At 63.6% G+C, this 20345-nt stretch carries 15 protein-coding genes and 1 pseudogene; 8 read left to right on the top strand and 8 right to left on the bottom strand.

The features are described 5' to 3' along the window. Positions 1–28: 28 nt before the first annotated feature. Entirely contained in the window at positions 29–1417 is a 1389-nt protein-coding gene (locus L9B60_RS27120; RefSeq protein WP_249674048.1) for an APC family permease, read from the bottom strand. Positions 1418–1756: 339 nt separating this feature from the next. On the opposite strand from L9B60_RS27120, the gene L9B60_RS27115 reads away from it, so the two are divergent. After that, positions 1757–3094 (top strand): hypothetical protein, encoded by a 1338-nt coding sequence (locus L9B60_RS27115; protein WP_438866023.1) that lies wholly within the window; start codon positions 1757–1759, stop codon positions 3092–3094. A gap of 52 nt (positions 3095–3146) precedes the next feature. Here the strand turns inward: L9B60_RS27115 and L9B60_RS27110 are convergent. Together L9B60_RS27110 and L9B60_RS27105 are read right to left on the bottom strand one after the other, a co-directional pair. Further along, positions 3147–3269, bottom strand: a pseudogene (locus tag L9B60_RS27110) (methyl-accepting chemotaxis protein); the annotation flags it as partial. A 234-nt stretch (positions 3270–3503) separates the two neighbouring features. After that, entirely contained in the window at positions 3504–5090 is a 1587-nt protein-coding gene (locus tag L9B60_RS27105; protein ID WP_249674047.1) for a lactate dehydrogenase, read from the bottom strand. 202 nt (positions 5091–5292) lie between these two features. On the opposite strand from L9B60_RS27105, the gene L9B60_RS27100 reads away from it, so the two are divergent. Continuing rightward, positions 5293–6789: a sensor domain-containing diguanylate cyclase gene (locus L9B60_RS27100; RefSeq protein WP_249674046.1), complete on the top strand. Its 1497-nt coding sequence runs from the start codon at positions 5293–5295 to the stop codon at positions 6787–6789. A gap of 219 nt (positions 6790–7008) precedes the next feature. Continuing rightward, on the top strand, positions 7009–8169 hold the full coding sequence (locus L9B60_RS27095) for an aminotransferase class V-fold PLP-dependent enzyme (RefSeq protein WP_249674045.1): 1161 nt from the start codon (positions 7009–7011) through the stop codon (positions 8167–8169). A gap of 30 nt (positions 8170–8199) precedes the next feature. Here L9B60_RS27095 and L9B60_RS27090 read toward each other — a convergent pair whose 3' ends face one another. From L9B60_RS27090 to L9B60_RS27070, 5 genes are all read right to left on the bottom strand, one after another. Continuing rightward, the gene (locus tag L9B60_RS27090) at positions 8200–8994 is read right to left on the bottom strand and encodes an ABC transporter permease (RefSeq protein ID WP_249674044.1); all 795 of its coding nucleotides are present in this window, start codon (positions 8992–8994) and stop codon (positions 8200–8202) included. After that, positions 8991–9656: an ABC transporter ATP-binding protein gene (locus L9B60_RS27085; protein WP_249674043.1), complete on the bottom strand. Its 666-nt coding sequence runs from the start codon at positions 9654–9656 to the stop codon at positions 8991–8993. The genes L9B60_RS27090 and L9B60_RS27085 overlap by 4 nt, the downstream gene beginning before the upstream one ends. A gap of 64 nt (positions 9657–9720) precedes the next feature. After that, a complete protein-coding gene (locus L9B60_RS27080; protein ID WP_249674042.1) occupies positions 9721–11154 on the bottom strand; it encodes an efflux transporter outer membrane subunit in 1434 nt (477 codons plus the stop codon). Beyond that, positions 11151–12731: an MDR family MFS transporter gene (locus L9B60_RS27075; protein ID WP_249674041.1), complete on the bottom strand. Its 1581-nt coding sequence runs from the start codon at positions 12729–12731 to the stop codon at positions 11151–11153. The genes L9B60_RS27080 and L9B60_RS27075 overlap by 4 nt, the downstream gene beginning before the upstream one ends. Beyond that, positions 12724–13830, bottom strand: coding sequence for an HlyD family secretion protein (locus L9B60_RS27070; RefSeq protein ID WP_249674040.1), 1107 nt, complete (start codon positions 13828–13830; stop codon positions 12724–12726). Before L9B60_RS27070 ends, L9B60_RS27075 begins: the two co-directional genes overlap by 8 nt. A 99-nt stretch (positions 13831–13929) precedes the next feature. Here L9B60_RS27070 and L9B60_RS27065 point away from each other — a divergent pair, with 99 nt between their 5' ends. The 5 genes from L9B60_RS27065 (at position 13930) to acnD (ending at position 20339) form a co-directional block, all read left to right on the top strand. Then, entirely contained in the window at positions 13930–14643 is a 714-nt protein-coding gene (locus L9B60_RS27065) for a CerR family C-terminal domain-containing protein (protein ID WP_249674039.1), read from the top strand. Between the two features lie 172 nt (positions 14644–14815). Beyond that, positions 14816–15532, top strand: coding sequence for a GntR family transcriptional regulator (locus L9B60_RS27060; RefSeq protein ID WP_249674038.1), 717 nt, complete (start codon positions 14816–14818; stop codon positions 15530–15532). Continuing rightward, on the top strand, positions 15529–16419 hold the full coding sequence (gene prpB, locus L9B60_RS27055) for a methylisocitrate lyase (protein ID WP_249674037.1): 891 nt from the start codon (positions 15529–15531) through the stop codon (positions 16417–16419). The genes L9B60_RS27060 and prpB overlap by 4 nt, the downstream gene beginning before the upstream one ends. Positions 16420–16536: 117 nt before the next feature. Beyond that, a complete protein-coding gene (gene prpC / locus L9B60_RS27050; protein WP_249674036.1) occupies positions 16537–17664 on the top strand; it encodes a bifunctional 2-methylcitrate synthase/citrate synthase in 1128 nt (375 codons plus the stop codon). An 80-nt stretch (positions 17665–17744) separates the two neighbouring features. Further along, positions 17745–20339, top strand: coding sequence for a Fe/S-dependent 2-methylisocitrate dehydratase AcnD (acnD, locus tag L9B60_RS27045; protein WP_249674035.1), 2595 nt, complete (start codon positions 17745–17747; stop codon positions 20337–20339). Positions 20340–20345 lie beyond the last annotated feature (6 nt).

Raw genomic sequence — 20345 nt, 5'->3', positions numbered from 1 at the left:
GACAGGGTTACTCAATACGATGGGGGGATCACACCTCGTTCAGGATCCTCGACAGGCCCTGGTACAACTCGGGACGCGCGAACTTGAACCAGTAGGCCGTAACGATGCCGATCAAGGCGACCGCTAGCATGCCCAAGGGAATCGCGTCGTTGAAAATCGAATCGCCGCCGGTCAACAGCGGCATGTTGGTGACGATCACCGTCAAGCCGCACGCCAGGGCAATCGCACTGCCCAATGGCGCCAGCAGGCGTTGCCAGACGTTGGTGCCGTGCCGCTCGCGGTGGAAAAAGCGAATCACCGCAAGGGAGGTCAACAGCTGCACCGCGACAATCCCGATGGTGGCCGGTGCACTACCAATGGGCAGTACCTGGGTCATCGGGTCTACGTGAAACAGGCCGAATACCGCCAGCAAGATCACGCTGAACAGCGTTTGCACGGTGCTGGCAACGTACGGGGTGTTGTGCACCTGGTGCGTGCGAGCAAACCGGTGCCACAAGATGCCTTCGCGCCCCATGGCATACAGGTAGCGCGACAACGAGTTGTGAAAGCTGAGCAGCACCGCGAACAAGCTGGTGATCAACAGAATGTTCATGGCATCGGCCAAACCTGGGCCCACCAGGTGGGTTGCCAGTGCGAACCAGATGCCGCCCGGGTCCTGGGTCACGCCTGCGACGATCTGGTCAGGGCCCACGGCAACCACCAGCAGCCAGGACGACACGGCGAAAAAGCCCATGATAATCAGCAAGGCCAGGTAGGTTGCCCGCGGCAGGGTGCGCGCCGGATCTCGCGCTTCCTCGGCGTAGATGGCCGTGGTTTCAAAGCCCATGAAGGCTGCGCCGACAAACACCAGCGCCGCGCCGAAACCTGGCACGAAGACGTTGCTGGGCGCGAAGGCGGTCATGCTGAAACCTGCTGGCCCGCCGCCGTGGTACACCACTGCGGCGTCGAACACCACGATCACGGCCATCTCGGCCAGCATCAACAAGCCCAGGAAGCGGCCGTTGAAGGCGACGTTACGCGTGCCGAAAAACTGCACCACGATGGCTATCACGATCGAGACCAGCCACCACGGCACGGTCCAGCCCAGGTGGGACAGTGCATCGGCGCTGAAAAAGCCGATCAGCCCGTAACAGGCGACCTGCATCCCGGCGTAGGCCACGATGGCCAGGAAGGCTGACGCGGTACCCAGCGGCCGGCCCAGCCCAGTGGACACGTAGGCATAAAAGGCACCGGCGTTGCGAATATGGCGCCCCATGGCCACAAACCCGACGGCAAACAGCAGGTACGCCAGGCCAACCACCAGGAACGTACCGGGGATGCCGATGCCGTTACCCATTTGAATGGCCGTCGGTACGGCACCAATCAGGCCGGTCAGCGGCCCGTTGGTCGCCAGCACAAAGAAAACGATGCTCCACATGCCCACGGCGTTTTTTCTTAATGCGCCGACATTTGTATTTGACGACTCCATAACCCGTCCCTCGTTAAAGCAATGAATGAAGTGCTACGAGGCGACAGTGCCATTGAGCAAGGGGCCGGTCTTGTACATGCCGGTATGGCAGTTGTGTTTTTCTGCCACGTTCACTGGGTAAAAGTGCGTTTGGCACTCATAGACGCATGGATGTCTGGGATAGCAAAGAACAGGGGCGGCGTATGGCCATAGCCTCTGCTCGGCAGCGGGCGCACTTGCCTCGGCTGCCTGGCCTCACTCGCAACGTGCCGGGTGTATTCCTGCTAATGGTCCTGGAGAAACATCATCATGAAACGCAAGCCAATGCACCTGACCCTGCTCTATCGCTCTACCTCTCTCACGTTGCTGGTGGCATTGGCGCCGTTGGCCAATGCCCTTTCTTTATACGCCGATGACCAGACCCAGGTGGATGCCAAGTTGGTGGCCGCCGCCGGGGTATTTTCCAGCAAGCAAAACTACGACCAATCCGGTACCCGTACCAAAGGGTCGAGCAACTGGCAGGAGTCGGTGTTTCAGTATGGCTTGGACATCAAGCATGCGAGCCCACAGTATGGCAATACTTACGCCTCGCTTAATTGGGTGTCTTCGGGCACTTATGGTGACGGTGACCCGGCGGGCTGGTCGAGCGGCTCGGAACGCACCACCAAGATCGAGGATGCCTTCGTCGGCTGGCGCTCGGCCAACCTGTTCCCGGTATTGGGCACTGACGGCGTGGACTTCTCCGTGGGCCGGCAAAACATCGTCATCGGCGACGGCTTTCTGGTGTCGGGAGATGCTTTGAACCTGGGCAACGAAATCGCCAACGGCAAATTGAACCGCGGGGGGGCGTATTACCTCACGGCGCGCAAAGACTTTGACCGCACGGTGGTGTTGCGCCTGGGTGGCAAGCAAGGCTGGCGCAGTGACTTGATGTGGCTTAAATCCGATAACCCGGCGCAAGCCAACCCAGAGGTGGCGGTGGGCACGCTTGAGCACGTGGCCGACAAAGCCACGTTTGGCCTGACCTACCTCAAGGTGCTGGATACCGACAAAGACCTCGCCGAGCTGACCTACCCGGATCGCAAGGGCATGAAGCAATACAGCGTGCGGGCCACGGGCAATGCCGGCGTGCCCAACCTGTTTTTGTCCAGCGAGTATGCCCGTGAAGAAAAGACCAATGGCGACGCGAACGCCTGGTACGTGGAAGCCGGCTGGACGTTCAGCGATCTGCCGCTCAAGCCGGTGGTCAACTACCGCTACAGCCGATTTTCGGACGGCTATGACCCGATGTTCTACGGTAACGGCCGAGCACTGGGCACCTGGTTCCAGGGCGAAGTGGCGTCCAACTACGCTGGCCCCTTCAACAGCAACACGCAAGTGCACCACGTCGGCGTCAAGGTCGCGGCAACGCCAACCGTGAACGTCGGCACGCTGCTGTATGACTTCTCGACCCTGGACAAGAGCCAGCAGAACCTGAACGCCCGTGAGGCGGACCTGTACGCCGAGTGGACCATCAACGAGCACTTTACGCTGTTGCCACTGGTAGGCTTCTACAAACCGGAGAAAAGCGCCGACAGCGGTGGCACGCAGTTGGGCAACAGCAATACCAACGTCTACGCGCAGGTAATTCTGGCCGCCTCGTTCTGATAAAACACACTCAAGGCCGGCAGCCATAGGGCTGCCGGTCAGGTGCCCCGCCCTAGTGCTTTTGCTGATGCAGCATCGTTTGAATCTGATGGGTCGCCTGGCGGGTGCTTTCGGCGAGCTTGCGCACCTCATCGGCCACCACCGAGAACCCTCGCCCGACCTCGCCGGCGCGAGCTGGCCCGCAAGTAGGTGGCCCAGAGCCTCGGTGAGCTCCGCCGCCACCTTGTTCTTCTTGAAGATCATCTACGCACCGTCGACCTTTGAATCCATGAACGGTGGATCTGATCGTAAACCGAAGGCAAATGCTTGTGTGTGTGCGTGCCAGCGCAGTTGTGTGTTCAGGTAAAAACAAACAGGGCGCCTGGTGGGCGCCCTGCGTGCAACAACGTGGCCTGGACGATCGCACGGTTTACCGCGCGTGATTGTCGTAGGGGTTCAATGCCTGCAACACCTGGTCATGGGCCTTTGCTATCGCCGCCTGGGTGCGAAAGCCCTCGCTGCCCAGCCCGGCTTTCTGGTCCTGCTTGACGGCCGCCTCGATCACCTGCAAGTAACTCTGCGACTTGGACACCTCTTTGGGCGTCACGGTGGTTTCTTCCAGCTTGCCCATCACGTACTTCGATACCTTGGTGGTTTGCGAAGCGTCCTGCTTGAGTGTCGCGTCGACCAGTTCGCCCTTCTGGTAGGCGATGCTCGCCGTGCTGCTGGCACTGTCATCGAGCTGGTAGTAGTAATAGTTCTGGTCTTTGTTCAGGTTGCCCAGCGCCAATGCCGTGCCGGGAAACAGGCTTTTGTGGTAACTGGCCTTCAGGTGCGATTGCTGTTGCTGGGCGATGGAGCGATCCAGCGGGTTGCCCTGCACGTCGGTTTTCTGTGACGCGGTGTATTCGAAACTGTCGGTCTCGCCGCTGCGCATTGGGTTGGGCGAGGCGTCGGTCTGCTTGATCGATGCGGTGAAGTCGGCCAGCCCCGTCAACATCGCGTGCTCGGTGTCATTCAGATCCAGTGGGGTGGCGCTGTTGGCCGACGTCGACGCGGTGGCCGAGGGGCCGTTCAGCGAGGTGAAGGCATCCTTGAACAGGTTCATCAGGTCGGCATCGCCTTTGCCGCGTTTGCCTGCGGCATCAAACTGCGCGAGGAAGGCATTCAGCGCCTGGGCTTGCTGTTGGGCGGTGCCCAGGATCGCCGCATTGCGGGTGTCCACCGTCAACTGCACATCACCACTCGGGCCGCTGGCCTTGACGCTTTGCTTGTCGGCATCGGCGTGAAAGCTCAGGGTCTGGACGTCGGCGTCGCTGACTTGCAGTTGCGAGGTCAGGTCCACGGAGGTGAACACGCTCTTGTCGAACTGGGACAGCCCGTCCAGGTTCAGCCGCGGTGGCACTTGGGTCAAGCCGTCGATGGCCGACTGAAAGCCATCGGCCAATTTGCCGACGGCGGCCAATTCGGTGTCGCTCAGATCGCCGCCCGTCACGTCCATCTGCACCGCCAGGCCATTGGCTTGGCTGGCGAGGCTTAAGGTAATGGTCTTGCCACTGGCCGTGGTCAGGGTCAACGAAATGCTGTTGTCGGTGCTGGCGTGCAGGCTTTTTTGCGCCGAGGCCAGTTGCGCCGCCGCGGTTGTTTTCGACGAGTTGATCACGGACTGGGAGTAGTGGCTGCCACCGCCCTTGGCCAACTGGGTGAGCAGCGCGGCGCCCAGGTTCTTGAACCGGCTGGCCGAGTCCACGCTGCCGAAATTGTTGCTTAACGTCGAGGTGACCGCGTCCTTGGCCGTGCTGTTCTCCCACGCACTGACCGGCTCTGCATCGGTCAGCACGCCGCGCATCGAATACACCTGGGTGTCGCTGCTGGTGGCTTGGCCAAGCGTTACGATGGCTGCTGGTGCAGACACCGCCGCAGCCTGCGCGGTTACGGTCTGGGCGGGCGGCAGGCTGGTGGCCAGCGAGGCAAGGTTAAGCTGCGGGGTCACAAGTGAAGCCGTTATCGAGGTCATGAGAGTTATCCATTCTCCGCATTATTGTATCGGATCCATTACATGTAACGGCCTGGGGTGGTAAACCTTTAGCGCAAAGCAAACGTTTGATTTCCAACTCCTGGCTATCGGTAATCCCCCTGCCAAACGGACACCGATACCCAGCAACGCACCGCCCCCCTATACTGGCAACCTCTGAACCGTTGCAGTAAGGGAAGCACTCTTGAAACGCGATTTAAGGCTGGCTTCCCTGTTGACCCTGCTGGTGTGTGCAACGGTGGCCTTGTTGACGGGCTGGCAGATCTGGACCGCGCGCGAGAACACCTTGAGCAATATCGAGGTGGACACGCTGAACCTCACCCAGGCGCTCAATACCTACACCGACGGCATGTTCAAGCAGAGCGAGCTGGTGTTGATTGCCTTGGCGCAAATCGCCGAGTCCGAGGGCGTGGGGCCCCCACAGCGCGAACGCCTGCAACGCTTGATTGCCCAGGACATGAGCGCCCTGCCCCAGCTCAACAGCGTGGTGTTGTATGACGATAAGGGCAATTGGGTGCTATCCAACTCAGCCTTGCGGCCCGCTGACTCCAACGGCAACGACCGCGAGTTCTTCATCCACCACCGTGACCACCCCGACCGCGGCGTGTTCATCGGCCCCACCATCCGCAGCAAAGCCACCAACGCCTGGGTGATTTCGGTCAGCCGGCGGCTTGAGCATGCCGATGGGCGCTTTGCCGGGGTGATCGCCGTCACCATCAGCCTGGAGCACTTCCTCAAGCTGTACCAAAGCATCCAAGTGGGCAAGCTGGGCGCCATCAGCCTGACCACCTCGAGCGGCCAGGTGCTGGTGCGCTACCCCTTCCGCGAACAGGATATTGGCCGCGACCTGTCGTCTGCGCCGATCTTCAACGACGACCTGCGCCAGGCCCGCAGCGGCACCACGCGCTTTGCCTCCAAGGTGGATGGCATCAAGCGTTTGTACGCGTTCAAGAAGAGTGACCAATACCCCTTGGTGACCACCGTGGCCCAAGGGCAGGCCGAAGCCATGCAAGGGTGGTGGGACCAGTCGCAGAAGCTTTTGGGGGTGGTGCTGTTGCTGCTGGCCTTGCTGGTGGCGCTGGGCCAGCGGCTCAAGACCCACATCAATTACCGGATCAAGGCCGAACTCCAACTGCGCAAAAGCCAGAGCTCGCTGCTGGCGCTCAACGACGAGCTGGAAGTCCTGGCGTCGGTGGACAAGCTCACGGGCCTGGCCAACCGCCGGCATTTCGATGAGTTTCTGGACAGCGAACTCAAGCGCGCCCGGCGCACCGAAAGCCCGCTGTCGCTGCTGTTGATCGACGTGGATTTTTTCAAGCTGTACAACGACACTTACGGGCATATCGCCGGCGATCAGTGCCTGCAGCAGGTCAGCCAGATCATCAGCGCTTGCGCGCGCCGGCCAGGCGACCGGGTGGCGCGTTACGGCGGTGAAGAAATCGCCATCGTGATGCCCAACACCGATGGGCCCGGCTGCCATTCGGTGGCGCGTTGCATACTGCAAGCCATCGTCGAGGCTGGGATAGCGCACGCGCAAAGCCCATTGGGCGTGATCACCGTGAGCATTGGCGCCGCCACGTGCGTGGCGCCCTATGGCGAACCACAGGCGTTGATCGAAATTGCCGATCGGGCGTTGTATCAGGCCAAGGCCGAGGGACGAAACCGCTTGAGCGCACTCTAGACTCTGTACGACAAGTGTTTGAGCGAAGCTTAGGCAAGGCGAAAACAGGCGAGGAAAGGACCGGGGTCGCGCTCGACTTTACTGGTTATCCATGAGCATTGCGGTCGGACTCGCGCACGCGCCTGTTTTCATCGCGGCATAATCGAGCTCAGATACATTTCGTACAGAGCCTAATCTCCCAACGGACCACCTTACACCTTTCGTGGACGAGCCCAAGCCATGCCCGACCTGACCACCTTGCGCGACGACACCCCTGGCACCCACCAGGTCATGCACTTCAACAACGCCGGGGCCGCGTTGCAGCCCTCCGCCGTGCTGAACGCCGTGACCGCGCACCTGCACAACGAGGCCCTGTGGGGCGGCTACGAGGCCGCCGCCCTGGCCAGCGCCCCGTTGGACGCCGTGTACCGCTCCATCGCCCGGTTGCTCAATGCCCACCCACAGGAAATCGCCGTGGTCGAGAACGCCACGCGCGCCTGGGACATGGCCTTCTACGCACTGCCGTTGCAGCCAGGTGAGGTGATCCTGACCAGCAGCAACGAGTACGTCGGCAATTACATCCCCTACCTGCAGTTGCAGCGCCAGCGTGGCATCGAGATCCAGGTGCTGGCCGATGACCACAATGGCCAGGTGTCACTGAGCGCCTTGGCCGAACGCCTGGCGCAACCGGGCGTGGCGCTGGTGTCATTGCCGCTGCTGGCCACCGATGGCGGCCCGCTGCAACCGGTGCGCGAGATCGGCGCCCTGTGCCGTGCCGCCGGGGTGACCTTTTTACTGGATGCCTGCCAGGGCGTCGGGCAACTGCCGCTGGATGTGCGGGAGATCGGCTGCCATATCCTCACCGCGACCAGCCGCAAATACCTGCGAGGGCCGCGCGGCATGGGCTTTTTGTATATCGAAAAAGGCCTGTGCGAACAGCTCGAGCCGCCGTTTCTGGACCTGCACGCGGCCACCCTGGTGGGGCCGGCGCAGTTCGACATTCGCAGCGATGCCCGGCGCTTCGAGGCTTGGGAATGCAATGTCGCGGCCAAGCTGGGCCTGGGGGCTGCGGTGGACTATGCACTGGAGGTCGACGTCGAGCGGATCTGGGAGCGTATCCAGCAGTTGGCAGGCTACCTGCGGCGTGAATTATCGGGTATCGCCGGCGTGCAGGGCGAGGATGCGGGCGTGTGCACGAGCGGGATCGTCACCTTCACGCTGGACGCCTGCAGCCCGCTGAGGGTCAAGCAGGTCCTCGCCCAGGCGAGCAAACCGATCAATGTGTCGGTGACACGCGGTCGAACGGGGCCTGAGCGGGTGCGGGCCTCGGTGCATGCCTACAACACCGAGGCGGAAATCGATGCGTTGGTGGCGGCGGTTCGCGGCATCACGGCGGTGTAGGCTTCGCGGATAAACCCGCTCCCACCCTGCCTAACGGCGAAGCAGCAACTTGCTGGCCTCGAACCGATGCCCCGCCGAAAACAGCCGCCGATACGTCAGCAGTACCGCAATCACGGTGCCGAGCGCCGACGCCGCCGCGATCAGGAACATGATGACGATCTGGTAGCGCACCGCCTCCATCGGGTTTTCACCGGCCAGCACCTGGCCGGTCATCATGCCCGGCAAGCTGACCAGGCCCACCACGCTCATCTGGTTCAGGGTCGGGATCATGCCCGCGCGCACCGCCTGGCGTGCGGGCAGGCGCGCAGCTTCCCAGCGGCTGCCGCCCAGGGCCAGGGTCATTTCGATCACCCCGCGCCCGGCGGTCAGCTCCTGGGTCATGCGTTCGATGCCCAACGAGACGCCGGTCAGGGTGTTGCCCAAAATCATGCCCAGGATCGGGATGGCGTATTGCGGCTCGTACCAGGGGTGCACGCCGATCACGGCCAGCAACCCTACAGCCGCGACCAGCCAGGTGCCCAGCCAGATCGAGACGATGCTGTCGGTGCGTTGGCCGGCGTAGGTGCGCTGGCCGCGCGCGGACGCCGACAGGCCGGCAATCAGGGTCATCAGGCACATCACCGGCACTACCACGTACCAATAGGGGTACCGGAAGATCCAGCCCAGCACGTAACCGATGGCCAGCAATTGCACCACCGTGCGCACCGAGGCCACCAGCAACTGACGGCCCAGGCCCAATTTGAGCAGCAGCGACAACACGCCATTGATCAATACCAGGCACGCCGCGATGCCAATGTCCCAGGCCGACAGGCTTTGATAGTTCATGCCAGGGCCCCTGCGATCATGTTCAATTGCCGGTTGCTCACGCGCTGCGCCTGCTGCGGGTCATGGGACACCCACAAGTACGCCCGCGTGCCGGGTGCCTGGCCGAACCAGGCGCCCACCAATTGCTCGACCTGCGCGGCCGAGGCCGGGTCCAGCGCGGCGGTGGGTTCGTCCAGCAGCAGCACGTCGGGGTCCAACTGCAACACCCGAACCAGCGCCAGCACTTGTGCCTCGCCGCCGGACAGGTCAGCACTGTGCTTGTCCAAAAAAGCGGCCGGTTTGCCCGCCTGTGCCAGCAATCGCTGGACCGTCGGCAAGTCGAAACGCGCTTTGGCAAACACTTTCAGGCCATAGGGGTAACGCAGGTTGTCGGCCACCGTGCCGTCCAATAGCCCAGGCTTTTGCGCGATGTAGCACACCCGGCTGCGATAGGCCGGGACGTGGTCAGGTGCCACAGGGTGGCCCTTGAACAGCAACTCGCCACGGCTGGGAGCGTCCAGCAATGCCAGGGCGCGCAAGAAAACACTCTTTCCCGAACCCGACGGCCCGGTGATGGCGACCCGGTCGCCGCCGTTCAAGCGATAGTCGGTGGGGTGCAGCAGGACGCTGCCGGTATTGGCATCCAGGCGCGACAGCTGCCGCGTTTCTATCAAGTCATTCAAGGGCGCGGGGCCTGTGCAGGAAGATGGCTGTATCAGAGCACATTCGGCGCACAGGCTCTACAGCCTAGCCATTGACCGGTCGCCAGCCCAGGCCCAGGGCCTTGTGCAGCGAGGCAAAGTCCTTGAGCAATTGCGCGTCGCCGCTGATGCGATTTTGTTCGGCATCGAAGCGCGTGCGTTCGGCGTCCAGCCAGTCCAGGGTGCTGGCGGTGCCGGCGTCATAGCGCTCGCGGGTCAGGCTGGCGGCGCGCCCCGACGAGGCTTCGATGTCGCGCAACAGCACCACGTTCTCGCGCTGGTGGCCGTAGCGTGCAAGCGCGCTGTCGGCATCGCGCAAGGCGCCCAACACCACGCTGCGGTAATGCGCCTGGGCTTCGTCGCGCCCACCTTCGGCGCTGTCGATGCTGGCGGCCACGCGACCAAAGTCCAGGGCGTTCCAGCTCAAGCGCGGGATCAGCAGCCAGGTGCCGTTGTCCTTGCGCGCCAGGTGCGAGGGGTCACCAGCGCTGAAGCCCAGGTCGCCCATCAGCGACAATTTGGGGAACCAGTCGGCTTTCTTTTCGCCGATCTGCGCGTTGCTCGATGCCAGTTGGCGTTCGGCCGCGCGGATGTCCGGGCGCGCTTTTAGCAGTGCGGCGGGGTCTGCCACCGGCACGCTGGCGGGCACCTTGGGCAGGTCGGCAGGTTGCGCCAGGCGGCTGTCCAGCGCGCCTGGCTCAAGGTTGCACAGCACCGCCAACTGGTCCAGCGACTCGATAATGTCGGCCTGCAGCGGCAAACGCTGGGCTTGGGTGGTTTGCCACTGGGTGGTCACCTGCTCCAGTTGCAGCTGTGAGGCCACGCCGCGGCCGCGACGCTGGCGGGTCAAGTCCACCACCTGGGCCTCCAGGTCGGCCGAGGCATTGACCAGGGCCAGCCGCGCCTGTTGGTCACGCAGGCTCACGTAGGCCTGCACCACGTCGGCCGCCAGTTGCACCTGGGTGTCGGCCAGTTGTGCGCTGGAGGCCTGGGCGCTGGCGCTCGCCGCTTCAATGGCCCGGCGCGTGCCACCGAACAGGTCGAGCTCCCAACTGGCATCGAAATCGGCCAGGTACAGCTGCAACGGGCCACGGCCGCCGCCACTGTCACCCCCGGTCAACTGCGACAGGTCCGGCGAGCGCAGGCGCACGGCGGTCAGGTTAGTGCTGACCTTGGGCCGCCCCGCCGCCTGCTCGCTGCTCAAGCCCGCGCGCGCCTGGCGCAAACGTGCCTGGGCGGTCTGGATGTCCGGGCTGTCCTTGAGCGCGGCCTCCACCAATGTGTCCAGCTGGCTATCACCCAGGCCCCGCCACCAATCGGCGGCGGCGGGCACGCTGGCTGCCGCAGGGTCGGCGTGGGGCAAACGCCCGGCGGCCAGGGTTTTCTCGGCCACCACGGGGGCGCCGTGGTAATCCGGGCCCACGGTACAGCCGGCGAGCAACGCCAGGGTCACAGCGAGCACTAAGGGTCTTGGGGTCATCGTACAGGGCTCGCGGCAGGTTTCTGGAGTAATAGGGCCAACGGAATGCACACCACCAAGGCGATCCCCAGCAGGTAAAAGCATTCGTTGAAAGTCATCACCGACGCCTGGCGCGCGACGCTGGCGCTCAGTTGGGCAATGGCCTTGAGTTGGGCCAGAGCCTGGTCGCCGGTCTGGGCCAGGAAGCCTTGGGTCTGGGCGGCCATGTGGTCCTGGCCCAGGGTGCTGTTGGCGGTCAGCGACTCACGGATCATCGCGTCGTGATAGCTTTGCCGACGGTCAATCAGCACTCCCATCAGCGCCAGGCCGATCGAGCCCCCCAGGTTGCGCGCCATGTTGTAGAGCCCGGCCGCGTCCCCTGCTTCATGGGTGGCGACCGCCGCCATGGACGCCGAGTTCAGGGGCATCATCGCCAGGATCTGGGCAAAGCCGCGCACCAGTTGCGAGGCATAGAAGTCATGGCCCACGCTGTCGCTGGTCAAGTTCACGTCCATAAAGCAACTGGCGGCGAACATCACCAGCCCCAGGCTGACCAGCCAGCGGCTGTCGGCACTCTGCAGCAGTTTGGGCAGCACCGGCATCAACAGGAACGCCGGCAACCCCGACAGCAGCATGATGGAGCCAGCCTGCTGGGCGTTGTAGCCGGCGATGTTGCCCAGGAACTGCGGCAGCAGGTAACTGATGCCATAGATGGCCGCGCCAACGGTCGAGACGATGAAGATCACCGAGGCGTAGCGCGGGTTGCGCAGCAGGCCCAGGCGCACGATGGGTTTGCGCGCGGTGAACTGCCCCAGCGCCACCAGGAAAAAGCCCAAGGCCGACAACAGGCTCAGGCCGATGATCAAGGTCGAGTCGAACCAGCGTTCGCGCTGGCCTTCTTCCAGCACCACGGTCAGCGTGCTCAAGCCCAGGGCCAGGCCGAGAATGCCGGTCCAGTCGGCCTTGATAAACTGCTCCAGGTCGGACTTCTCCGGCTTGAGGCCGCTCCACAGCAAGGCCACCAAGGCCACGCTGACCGGCACGTTAACAAAGAAACACCAGCGCCAACTGGCGTTCTCGGTCAGCCAGCCGCCCACCACTGGGCCCATCAACGGCCCCAGCAGCACCGTCAGGCCGAACACCGCCATGCCCACCGACATCTGGTGCGCCGGCAAGCGCGTGCGGATGATGGTTTGCGCGGTGGGGATCATCGCCCCGCCGGCAAAGCCCTGGCCGATGCGCCCCACCACCATCGCCATCAGGCTGGTGGACAGGCCGCAGTACATGGAAAACACCGTGAACATGATCGCGGTGCCCATCAAAAACCGGCGCAGGCCAAACACCCGGGTCAGCCAGGCCGCCAGGGGGATCATGACGATCTCCGACATCAAATAACCGGTGGAGATCCAGGTGCCCTCGGTGCCGGAGGCGCCGATCTGGCCTTGGATTTGTGGCAGGGCCGAGTTGGTGATGGAAATGTCCAGGGTCGCCAGCAATGCACCCAGGGATCCGGCCGCCACGGCGACCCAGTCGGTGAGCGTAGCGTTGGCGGCACGCGGCGCGGCGGCCGGCGCAGGCGTCGCGAGGGCCTCAACCATGGTGGCGCAGGTCCACGTCCACGGTGGCCGACAGGCCTGGTACCAGCACCGCCCGCACATCGTCGGGCACATCCAGTTGGATGCGCACCGGCACCCTCTGGACGATCTTGGTGAAGTTGCCCGTGGCATTTTGCGATGGCAGCAGCGCGAACTGCGAGCCAGTGCCCGGCGACAGGCTGTCGATATGCCCGGCCAATTCCTGGCCCGGCAAGGCGTCCACGTGCACGGTCACTTTTTGCCCAGGGCGCATCTGGCCGATCTGGGTTTCCTTGAAGTTGGCGGTCAGGTACAGCGCCTGCACCGGCACCACGGTCAACAGCCGGGTGCCCGGCTGGGTGAACTGGCCCACGCGTACGCTGCGGTCGGCCACCCGCCCGGCCAGGGTGCTGACCACCGTGGTGTCCGCCAGGTCCAGTTGCGCCTGCTGCGCGCTGGCCTGGGCCACTGCCAGTTGCGCGCGGGTCTGCTGCAACTGTGCCTTGAGGGTGCCCACCCGGGTTTGCGCCGACAGCACCGCCGCCTGGTGGGCCGCAAGGCCGGTGTTGGCTTGCGCTGCCTTGTTGTCAAGGTCAGCCAGGCGCTCTTCGGTCTCCGCACCGGAGCGGGCCAGTGGGGCATAACGCTGTACCTGCCCCTGGGCATGCCGGGCATCGGCACTGGCACCGGCCAGTTCCGCCTTCGCCTGGGCAATGCTGGCGTCCTGCTGTTTAAGGTCGGCCTCGGCGCGGGCCACGTCGGCCTGGCGCGAGGCCACGGTGGCCTGGGCCTCGTCCAGGGCAGCCTGGTATTTGCGCGCATCCAGGCGTACCAAGGGCTGGCCGACCGCGACCGTGTCGTTATCCCCCACCAGTACCTGCGCCACGTAACCGCCGACCTTGGGCGCCACGGTCATGCTGTCGGCCTGCAGGTAGGCGTCATCGGTGCTTTCGAAGAATCGCCCACTGAACCACCAGTGCGCGCCCCAGCCCAGCCCGGCCACCAGGGCCAGCGCGCCCAAGCCCAGCAGCACACGACGGGGTTTGGCATTGCGCTCGGCGGGCGCGGTATCAGCCACAGGTTGCAGACGGTCGTGTTGACCCAGGGGACGATCGACGGACATGCCGTACTCCAAAATATTCCAGTTGGAATAAAGTGCGTTTCTGGCGAAATTATGTCAAGTGATATAATTTAACCCTTCACTCCCGCAAGGCACTTGGACATGGCACGACATCGACCCGCAACCGAAGGCGGCTACCAGCGCGGCGAAGACACCCGCGTGCGCATCATCGAGGCGGCGCTGGGGCTGTTTGCCGAACGCGGCTTCGAAGGCGCTTCGACCCGCGACATCGCTACTGCCGCCGGGGTCAATGCGCCTGCGCTGCAGTATTACTTCGATAACAAGGAAGGCGTGTACGTGGCGTGCGTGGAGCACATCCTCACGCGCATCTGGGACCAACTGGCCACGACCGTGAACGCGGCCGAGGCGCTGGTCGCGACACCCCAGGCGAGTGACGAGGCGCTGATCGAGGCGTACCTGGGCATTCTTGGCGGGTTCATGTCGTTTATCCACGACACGCCGCAGTCCGATCACTGGCGCCGCTTCATGGCTCGTGAACAGGCGGGCCTGGGACCTCAATCGGCGTTTGACCTGATGGACCAAGGCTTCAACAAGCGCCTGGGGCACGTGACCCGCAGCATCGTCGGCCGGCTGATCGGGCGCAGCGCCACCGACGAGGTCACCATCATCCGCGCCCTGGCGTTCAACAGCCAGGGCATGGTGTTCCGCGTGCTACGCCGGCCGGTGCTCAGTGCGCTGGGCTGGGAGAGCATCGACCTGGAACGCATGGAGACGGTGCGGCGGATATTGCTCTCGCAAAACCGCTTGACCTTGCAGGCACTGGTGCACGAGCGCGAATCGGGAAGACCGGTATAAGGGCGAAACCCCTACAGGAGTACAGATGTACTCCTACTGTGTCCAGGCCACCCCCTTGGTTGTTAAGACATGACCGGGGATAAGACCATTGTCGACAATCATGTTTTATTCTTTGACTTGGATGCACTCAAAAGCTATTTTTGACCTATCGAATCTCTGATGTGTCGACAATATGCTCACTTCCTCTGCCGCCGCCCTGCCCGCTGACGATTCTGAAACCCTCTCGGAAAACGTCTTTCGCCGTATCCAGTCGGCCATCGTCAAGGGCGAAATCGCCCCGGGCAGCAAAATCTCGGAACCGGAGTTGGCGCGCACCTATGGCATCAGCCGCGGGCCGTTGCGCGAGGCCATCCACCGCCTGGAGGGCCAGCGCCTGCTGGTACGCATCCCTCATGTCGGCGCGCGGGTGGTGTCGCTCAACCGTGCCGAACTGATCGAACTTTACGAAATCCGTGAGTCACTGGAGGGCATGGCCTGCCGCCTGGCCGCCGAGCGCATGACCCTGGAAGAAATCGACGAGCTGCGCCGCGTGCTGGAAACCCACGAACGCGACGCGGCCTTCCAGGCGGGTATCGGTTACTACCAGCAGGAAGGCGATTTCGACTTTCATTACCGCATCATCCAGGGCGCCGGCAACCGCACCCTCACCCAGATGCTTTGTGGCGAGCTGTACCAATTGGTGCGCATGTACCGCATCCAGTTCTCTGCCACGCCCAACCGCCCCCACCAGGCGTTTGCCGAACACCACCGCATTCTCGACGCCATCGCCGACCGCGATGGCGAACTGGCTGAACTGCTGATGCGCCGACACATCGGCGCCTCCAAGCGAAATATCGAGCGTCATTACCAGGACGCCGCTCAAACCGTTAGTCCAAGAGGCGAGTCATGAATAATAAAAGCACCCCCGGCCAACGCTTTCGCGATGCCGTCGCCAGCGAACACCCCTTGCAGGTGGTGGGCGCGATCAATGCCAACCATGCGTTATTGGCCAAACGGGCCGGCTTCAAGGCCATCTACCTGTCCGGTGGCGGCGTCGCGGCGGGCTCCCTGGGCTTGCCGGACCTGGGCATTACCGGGCTCGACGACGTGCTCACCGACGTGCGGCGCATCACCGATGTGTGCGACCTGCCGCTGCTGGTGGATGTGGACACCGGCTTCGGCAGCTCGGCCTTCAACGTGGCGCGCACCGTGCGTTCGATGATCAAGTTCGGCGCCGCGGCCATTCATATCGAAGACCAGGTGGGGGCCAAGCGCTGTGGCCACCGCCCCAACAAAGAGATCGTCAGCCAACAGGAAATGGTCGACCGCATCAAGGCCGCCGTCGATGCCCGCACCGACGACAGCTTCGTGATCATGGCCCGCACCGATGCCCTGGCGGTAGAAGGCCTGGAGTCTGCGCTAGACCGCGCCGCCGCCTGCATCGAGGCCGGCGCCGACATGATTTTCCCCGAAGCCATTACCCAGCTTGAGATGTACAAGCTGTTCGCCAACCGAGTAAAGGCGCCGATCCTGGCCAACATCACCGAGTTCGGCGCAACGCCGCTGTTTACCGTGGAGGAGTTGGCCAGCGCCGACGTCTCGCTGGCGCTCTACCCGCTGTCGGCCTTCCGCGCCATGAACAAGGCCGCCGAGAACGTCTACACCGCGCTGCGCCGCGACGGCACGCAGAAAAATGTCATCGACACCATGCAAACTCGCATGGAGCTTTACGACGCCATTGATTACCACGTCTTCGAGCGCAAGCTCGATGCATTGTTTGCGCAGAAGAAAGCCTGACCTGTGGGAGCACGGCTTGCCGGCGATGGCGTGCGCGAGTGCCCCGTCGCAGGCGAGCCTTGCTCCCACAGATGATGAGTCGAATTTCCCAGAATAAATTCAAGAATGGAGAGAACCATGGCCGAAGCAAAAGTGTTGAGTGGTGCCGGGCTGCGTGGCCAGGTGGCTGGGCAAACTGCCCTGTCGACCGTGGGCCAGGCCGGTGCCGGGCTGACCTACCGTGGCTACGATGTACGCGAACTGGCGCAACAGGCGCGCTTTGAAGAAGTCGCCTACCTGCTGCTATACGGCGAGCTGCCCAGTGCCGCCGACCTGGATGGCTACCAGCACAAGCTGCGCACCCTGCGCGACCTGCCACAGGCGCTGAAGGAAGTGCTGGAGCGCATCCCTGCCAAAGCCCACCCGATGGACGTGATGCGCACCGGTTGCTCGTTTCTCGGCAACCTGGAGCCGGAGCTTAATTTCGACCAGCAGCACCAGGCCACCGACCGACTGTTGGCAGTGTTCCCGGCGATCATGTGCTACTGGTACCGCTTCAGCCACCACGGCGTGCGCATCAACTGCGTCACCGAGGAAGACTCCATTGCCGGGCACTTCCTGCACCTGCTGCATGGCAAGGCGCCCAGCGAGTTGCACCGCAAGGTCATGGACGTGTCGCTGATCCTCTATGCCGAGCACGAGTTCAACGCCTCGACGTTCACCGCCCGTGTTTGCGCCTCGACCCTGTCGGACCTGCATTCGTGCATCACCGGCGCCATCGGCACCCTGCGCGGCCCGCTGCACGGCGGCGCCAATGAAGCGGCGATGGCCATGATCGAGAAGTTCAAGTCGCCCGAGGAAGCCACCCGCGGCACCCTGGCGATGCTGGAACGCAAGGACAAGATCATGGGCTTTGGCCACGCGATCTACAAAGACAACGACCCGCGCAACGAGGTGATCAAGGTCTGGTCGAAAAAGCTCGCCGACGAGGTTGGTGACAAGGTCATCTACCCGGTGTCGGTGGCCATCGACAAGACCATGTGGGAGCAGAAGAAACTCTTCCCCAATGCCGACTTCTACCACGCCTCGGCGTACCACTTCATGGGCATCCCCACCGAGCTGTTCACGCCGATCTTCGTCTGCTCGCGGCTGACCGGCTGGGCCGCGCACGTGTTCGAGCAGCGTGGCAACAATCGCATCATCCGCCCGAGCGCCGAGTACACCGGCGTCGAGCAGCGCAGCTACGTGCCCCTAGAGCATCGCTGAACCGCAGGTGCGTGGGGGCAAGGCCCTTGCTCCCACGACGCCCCGCTAAAGTGACTAAACCGTGATCGAGTCCCTGTGCCATGAATACTGATTACCGCAAGAATTTCCCCGGCACCCCACTGGACTACTACGACGCCTGCGCGGCTGTCGAGGCCATCCAGCCGGGCGCCTATGCCACCCTGCCCTACACCTCCCGCGTGCTGGCGGAAAACCTGGTGCGCCGCTGCGACCCGGCCACCCTCAACGCATCGCTTAGCCAACTGATCGAGCGCAAGCGCGACCTCGACTTCCCCTGGTTCCCGGCCCGCGTGGTGTGCCACGACATCCTCGGGCAAACCGCCCTGGTAGACCTGGCGGGCCTGCGCGATGCCATCGCCCTGCAAGGTGGCGACCCGGCCCAGGTCAACCCGGTGGTGCCGACGCAATTGATCGTCGACCACTCCCTGGCCGTGGAAAGCGGCGGCTTCGACCCCGACGCATTCGAGAAGAACCGCGCCGTCGAGGACCGGCGCAACGAAGACCGTTTCCACTTCATCAACTGGACCAAAAAAGCCTTCAAGAACGTCGACGTAATCCCGCCCGGCAACGGCATCATGCACCAGATCAACCTGGAGAAAATGTCGCCGGTGATCCAGGTGCGCGAAGGCGTGGCCTTCCCCGACACCTGCGTGGGCACCGACAGCCACACCCCGCATGTCGACGCATTGGGCGTGATCGCCATTGGCGTCGGCGGCCTGGAGGCCGAAAGCGTGATGCTGGGCCGCGCCTCCTGGATGCGCCTGCCTGAGAGCGTGGGCGTGGAGCTGACCGGCAAGCTGCAACCGGGCATCACCGCTACCGACATGGTGCTGGCCCTGACCCAGTTCCTGCGCCAACAGAAAGTGGTCGGCGCCTGGCTCGAGTTCTTTGGCCAGGGCGCGAGCGCCTTGACCCTGGGCGACCGCGCGACCATCTCCAACATGGCCCCGGAGTACGGTGCCACGGCGGCGATGTTCTACATCGACCAGCAAACCATCGATTACCTCAAGCTCACCGGCCGTGAAGACCAGCAGGTCAAGCTGGTCGAGGACTACGCCAAGCTGACGGGCCTGTGGGCCGACAGCCTGGACACCGCCCGGTACGAACGCGGCCTGAGCTTTGACCTAAGCACCGTGGTGCGCAACATGGCCGGCCCCAGCAACCCGCACGCCCGCCTGGCCACCGCCGACCTGGCCGCCAAGGGCATCGCCGGCGCCTGGGACGACGTGCCGGGGCAAATGCCCGACGGCGCCGTGATCATCGCTGCCATCACCAGTTGCACCAACACCAGCAACCCGCGCAACGTGATTGCCGCAGGCCTGTTGGCGCGCAATGCCAACGCACTGGGGCTGACCCGCAAGCCGTGGGTCAAGTCGTCCCTGGCACCCGGTTCCAAGACCGTGGCGCTGTACCTGGACGAAGCGGGCCTGACCGATGAGCTGGAGCAACTGGGTTTTGGCGTGGTGGCGTTTGCCTGCACCACCTGCAATGGCATGTCGGGCGCGCTGGACCCGGTCATCCAACAGGAAATCATCGACCGCGACCTGTACGCCACGGCCGTGCTGTCGGGCAACCGCAATTTCGACGGGCGCATCCACCCTTACGCCAAACAGGCGTTCCTGGCCTCGCCGCCACTGGTGGTGGCCTATGCCATTGCCGGCACCATCCGTTTCGACATCGAAAAGGACGTGCTGGGCCTCGACGCCCAGGGCAACGAAATCCGCCTGAAAGACATCTGGCCCAGCGATGAAGAAATAGACCGCGTGGTCAAAAGCTCGGTCAAGCCCGAGCAATTCCGCCAGGTGTACATCCCCATGTTCGCCGTGCACGAAGACACCGGCCCCAAGGTCGCGCCGCTCTATGAATGGCGCCCCATGAGCACCTACATCCGCCGCCCGCCCTACTGGGAAGGCGCCCTGGCCGGTGCGCGGCCACTCAAGGGCATGCGCCCGCTGGCCGTGCTGCCCGACAACATCACCACCGACCACCTGTCGCCGTCCAACGCCATCATGCTCGACAGCGCCGCCGGCGAATACCTGGCGAAAATGGGCTTGCCGGAAGAAGACTTCAACTCTTACGCCACCCACCGCGGCGACCACCTGACCGCCCAGCGCGCCACCTTCGCCAACCCGAAACTGTTCAACGAAATGGTTGTGGAGAACGGCCAGGTCAAGCAGGGCTCACTGGCCCGCGTAGAGCCTGAAGGCCAGGTGATGCGCATGTGGGAAGCGATTGAAACCTACATGCAGCGCAAGCAGCCGCTGATCATCATCGCAGGTCAAGACTACGGCCAGGGCTCGTCCCGCGACTGGGCGGCCAAGGGTGTGCGCCTGGCGGGTGTTGAAGCGATCGCTGCCGAAGGCTTCGAACGCATCCACCGTACCAACCTGGTGGGCATGGGCGTGCTGCCACTGGAGTTTTTGCCTGGCACTGATCGCCACACCTTGAACATCGACGGCAGCGAAACCTACGACGTGGTCGGCGAGCGCACCCCGCGCGCCACCTTGACGCTGGTGATTCACCGCGCCAACGGCGAGCGACTGGACGTGCCGGTCACTTGCCGCCTGGACACCGCCGAAGAAGTCTCGATCTATGAAGCCGGCGGCGTGCTGCAGCGCTTTGCCCAGGACTTCCTGGAATCCAGTTCAGCCGCCTAAGCGCGA

Origin of the sequence: Pseudomonas abieticivorans (assembly GCF_023509015.1) — a bacterium.
GTDB lineage: Bacteria > Pseudomonadota > Gammaproteobacteria > Pseudomonadales > Pseudomonadaceae > Aquipseudomonas > Aquipseudomonas abieticivorans.
Note: the sequence above shows the minus strand (reverse complement) of the source record. Positions and strands in the feature narration are given on the sequence as shown.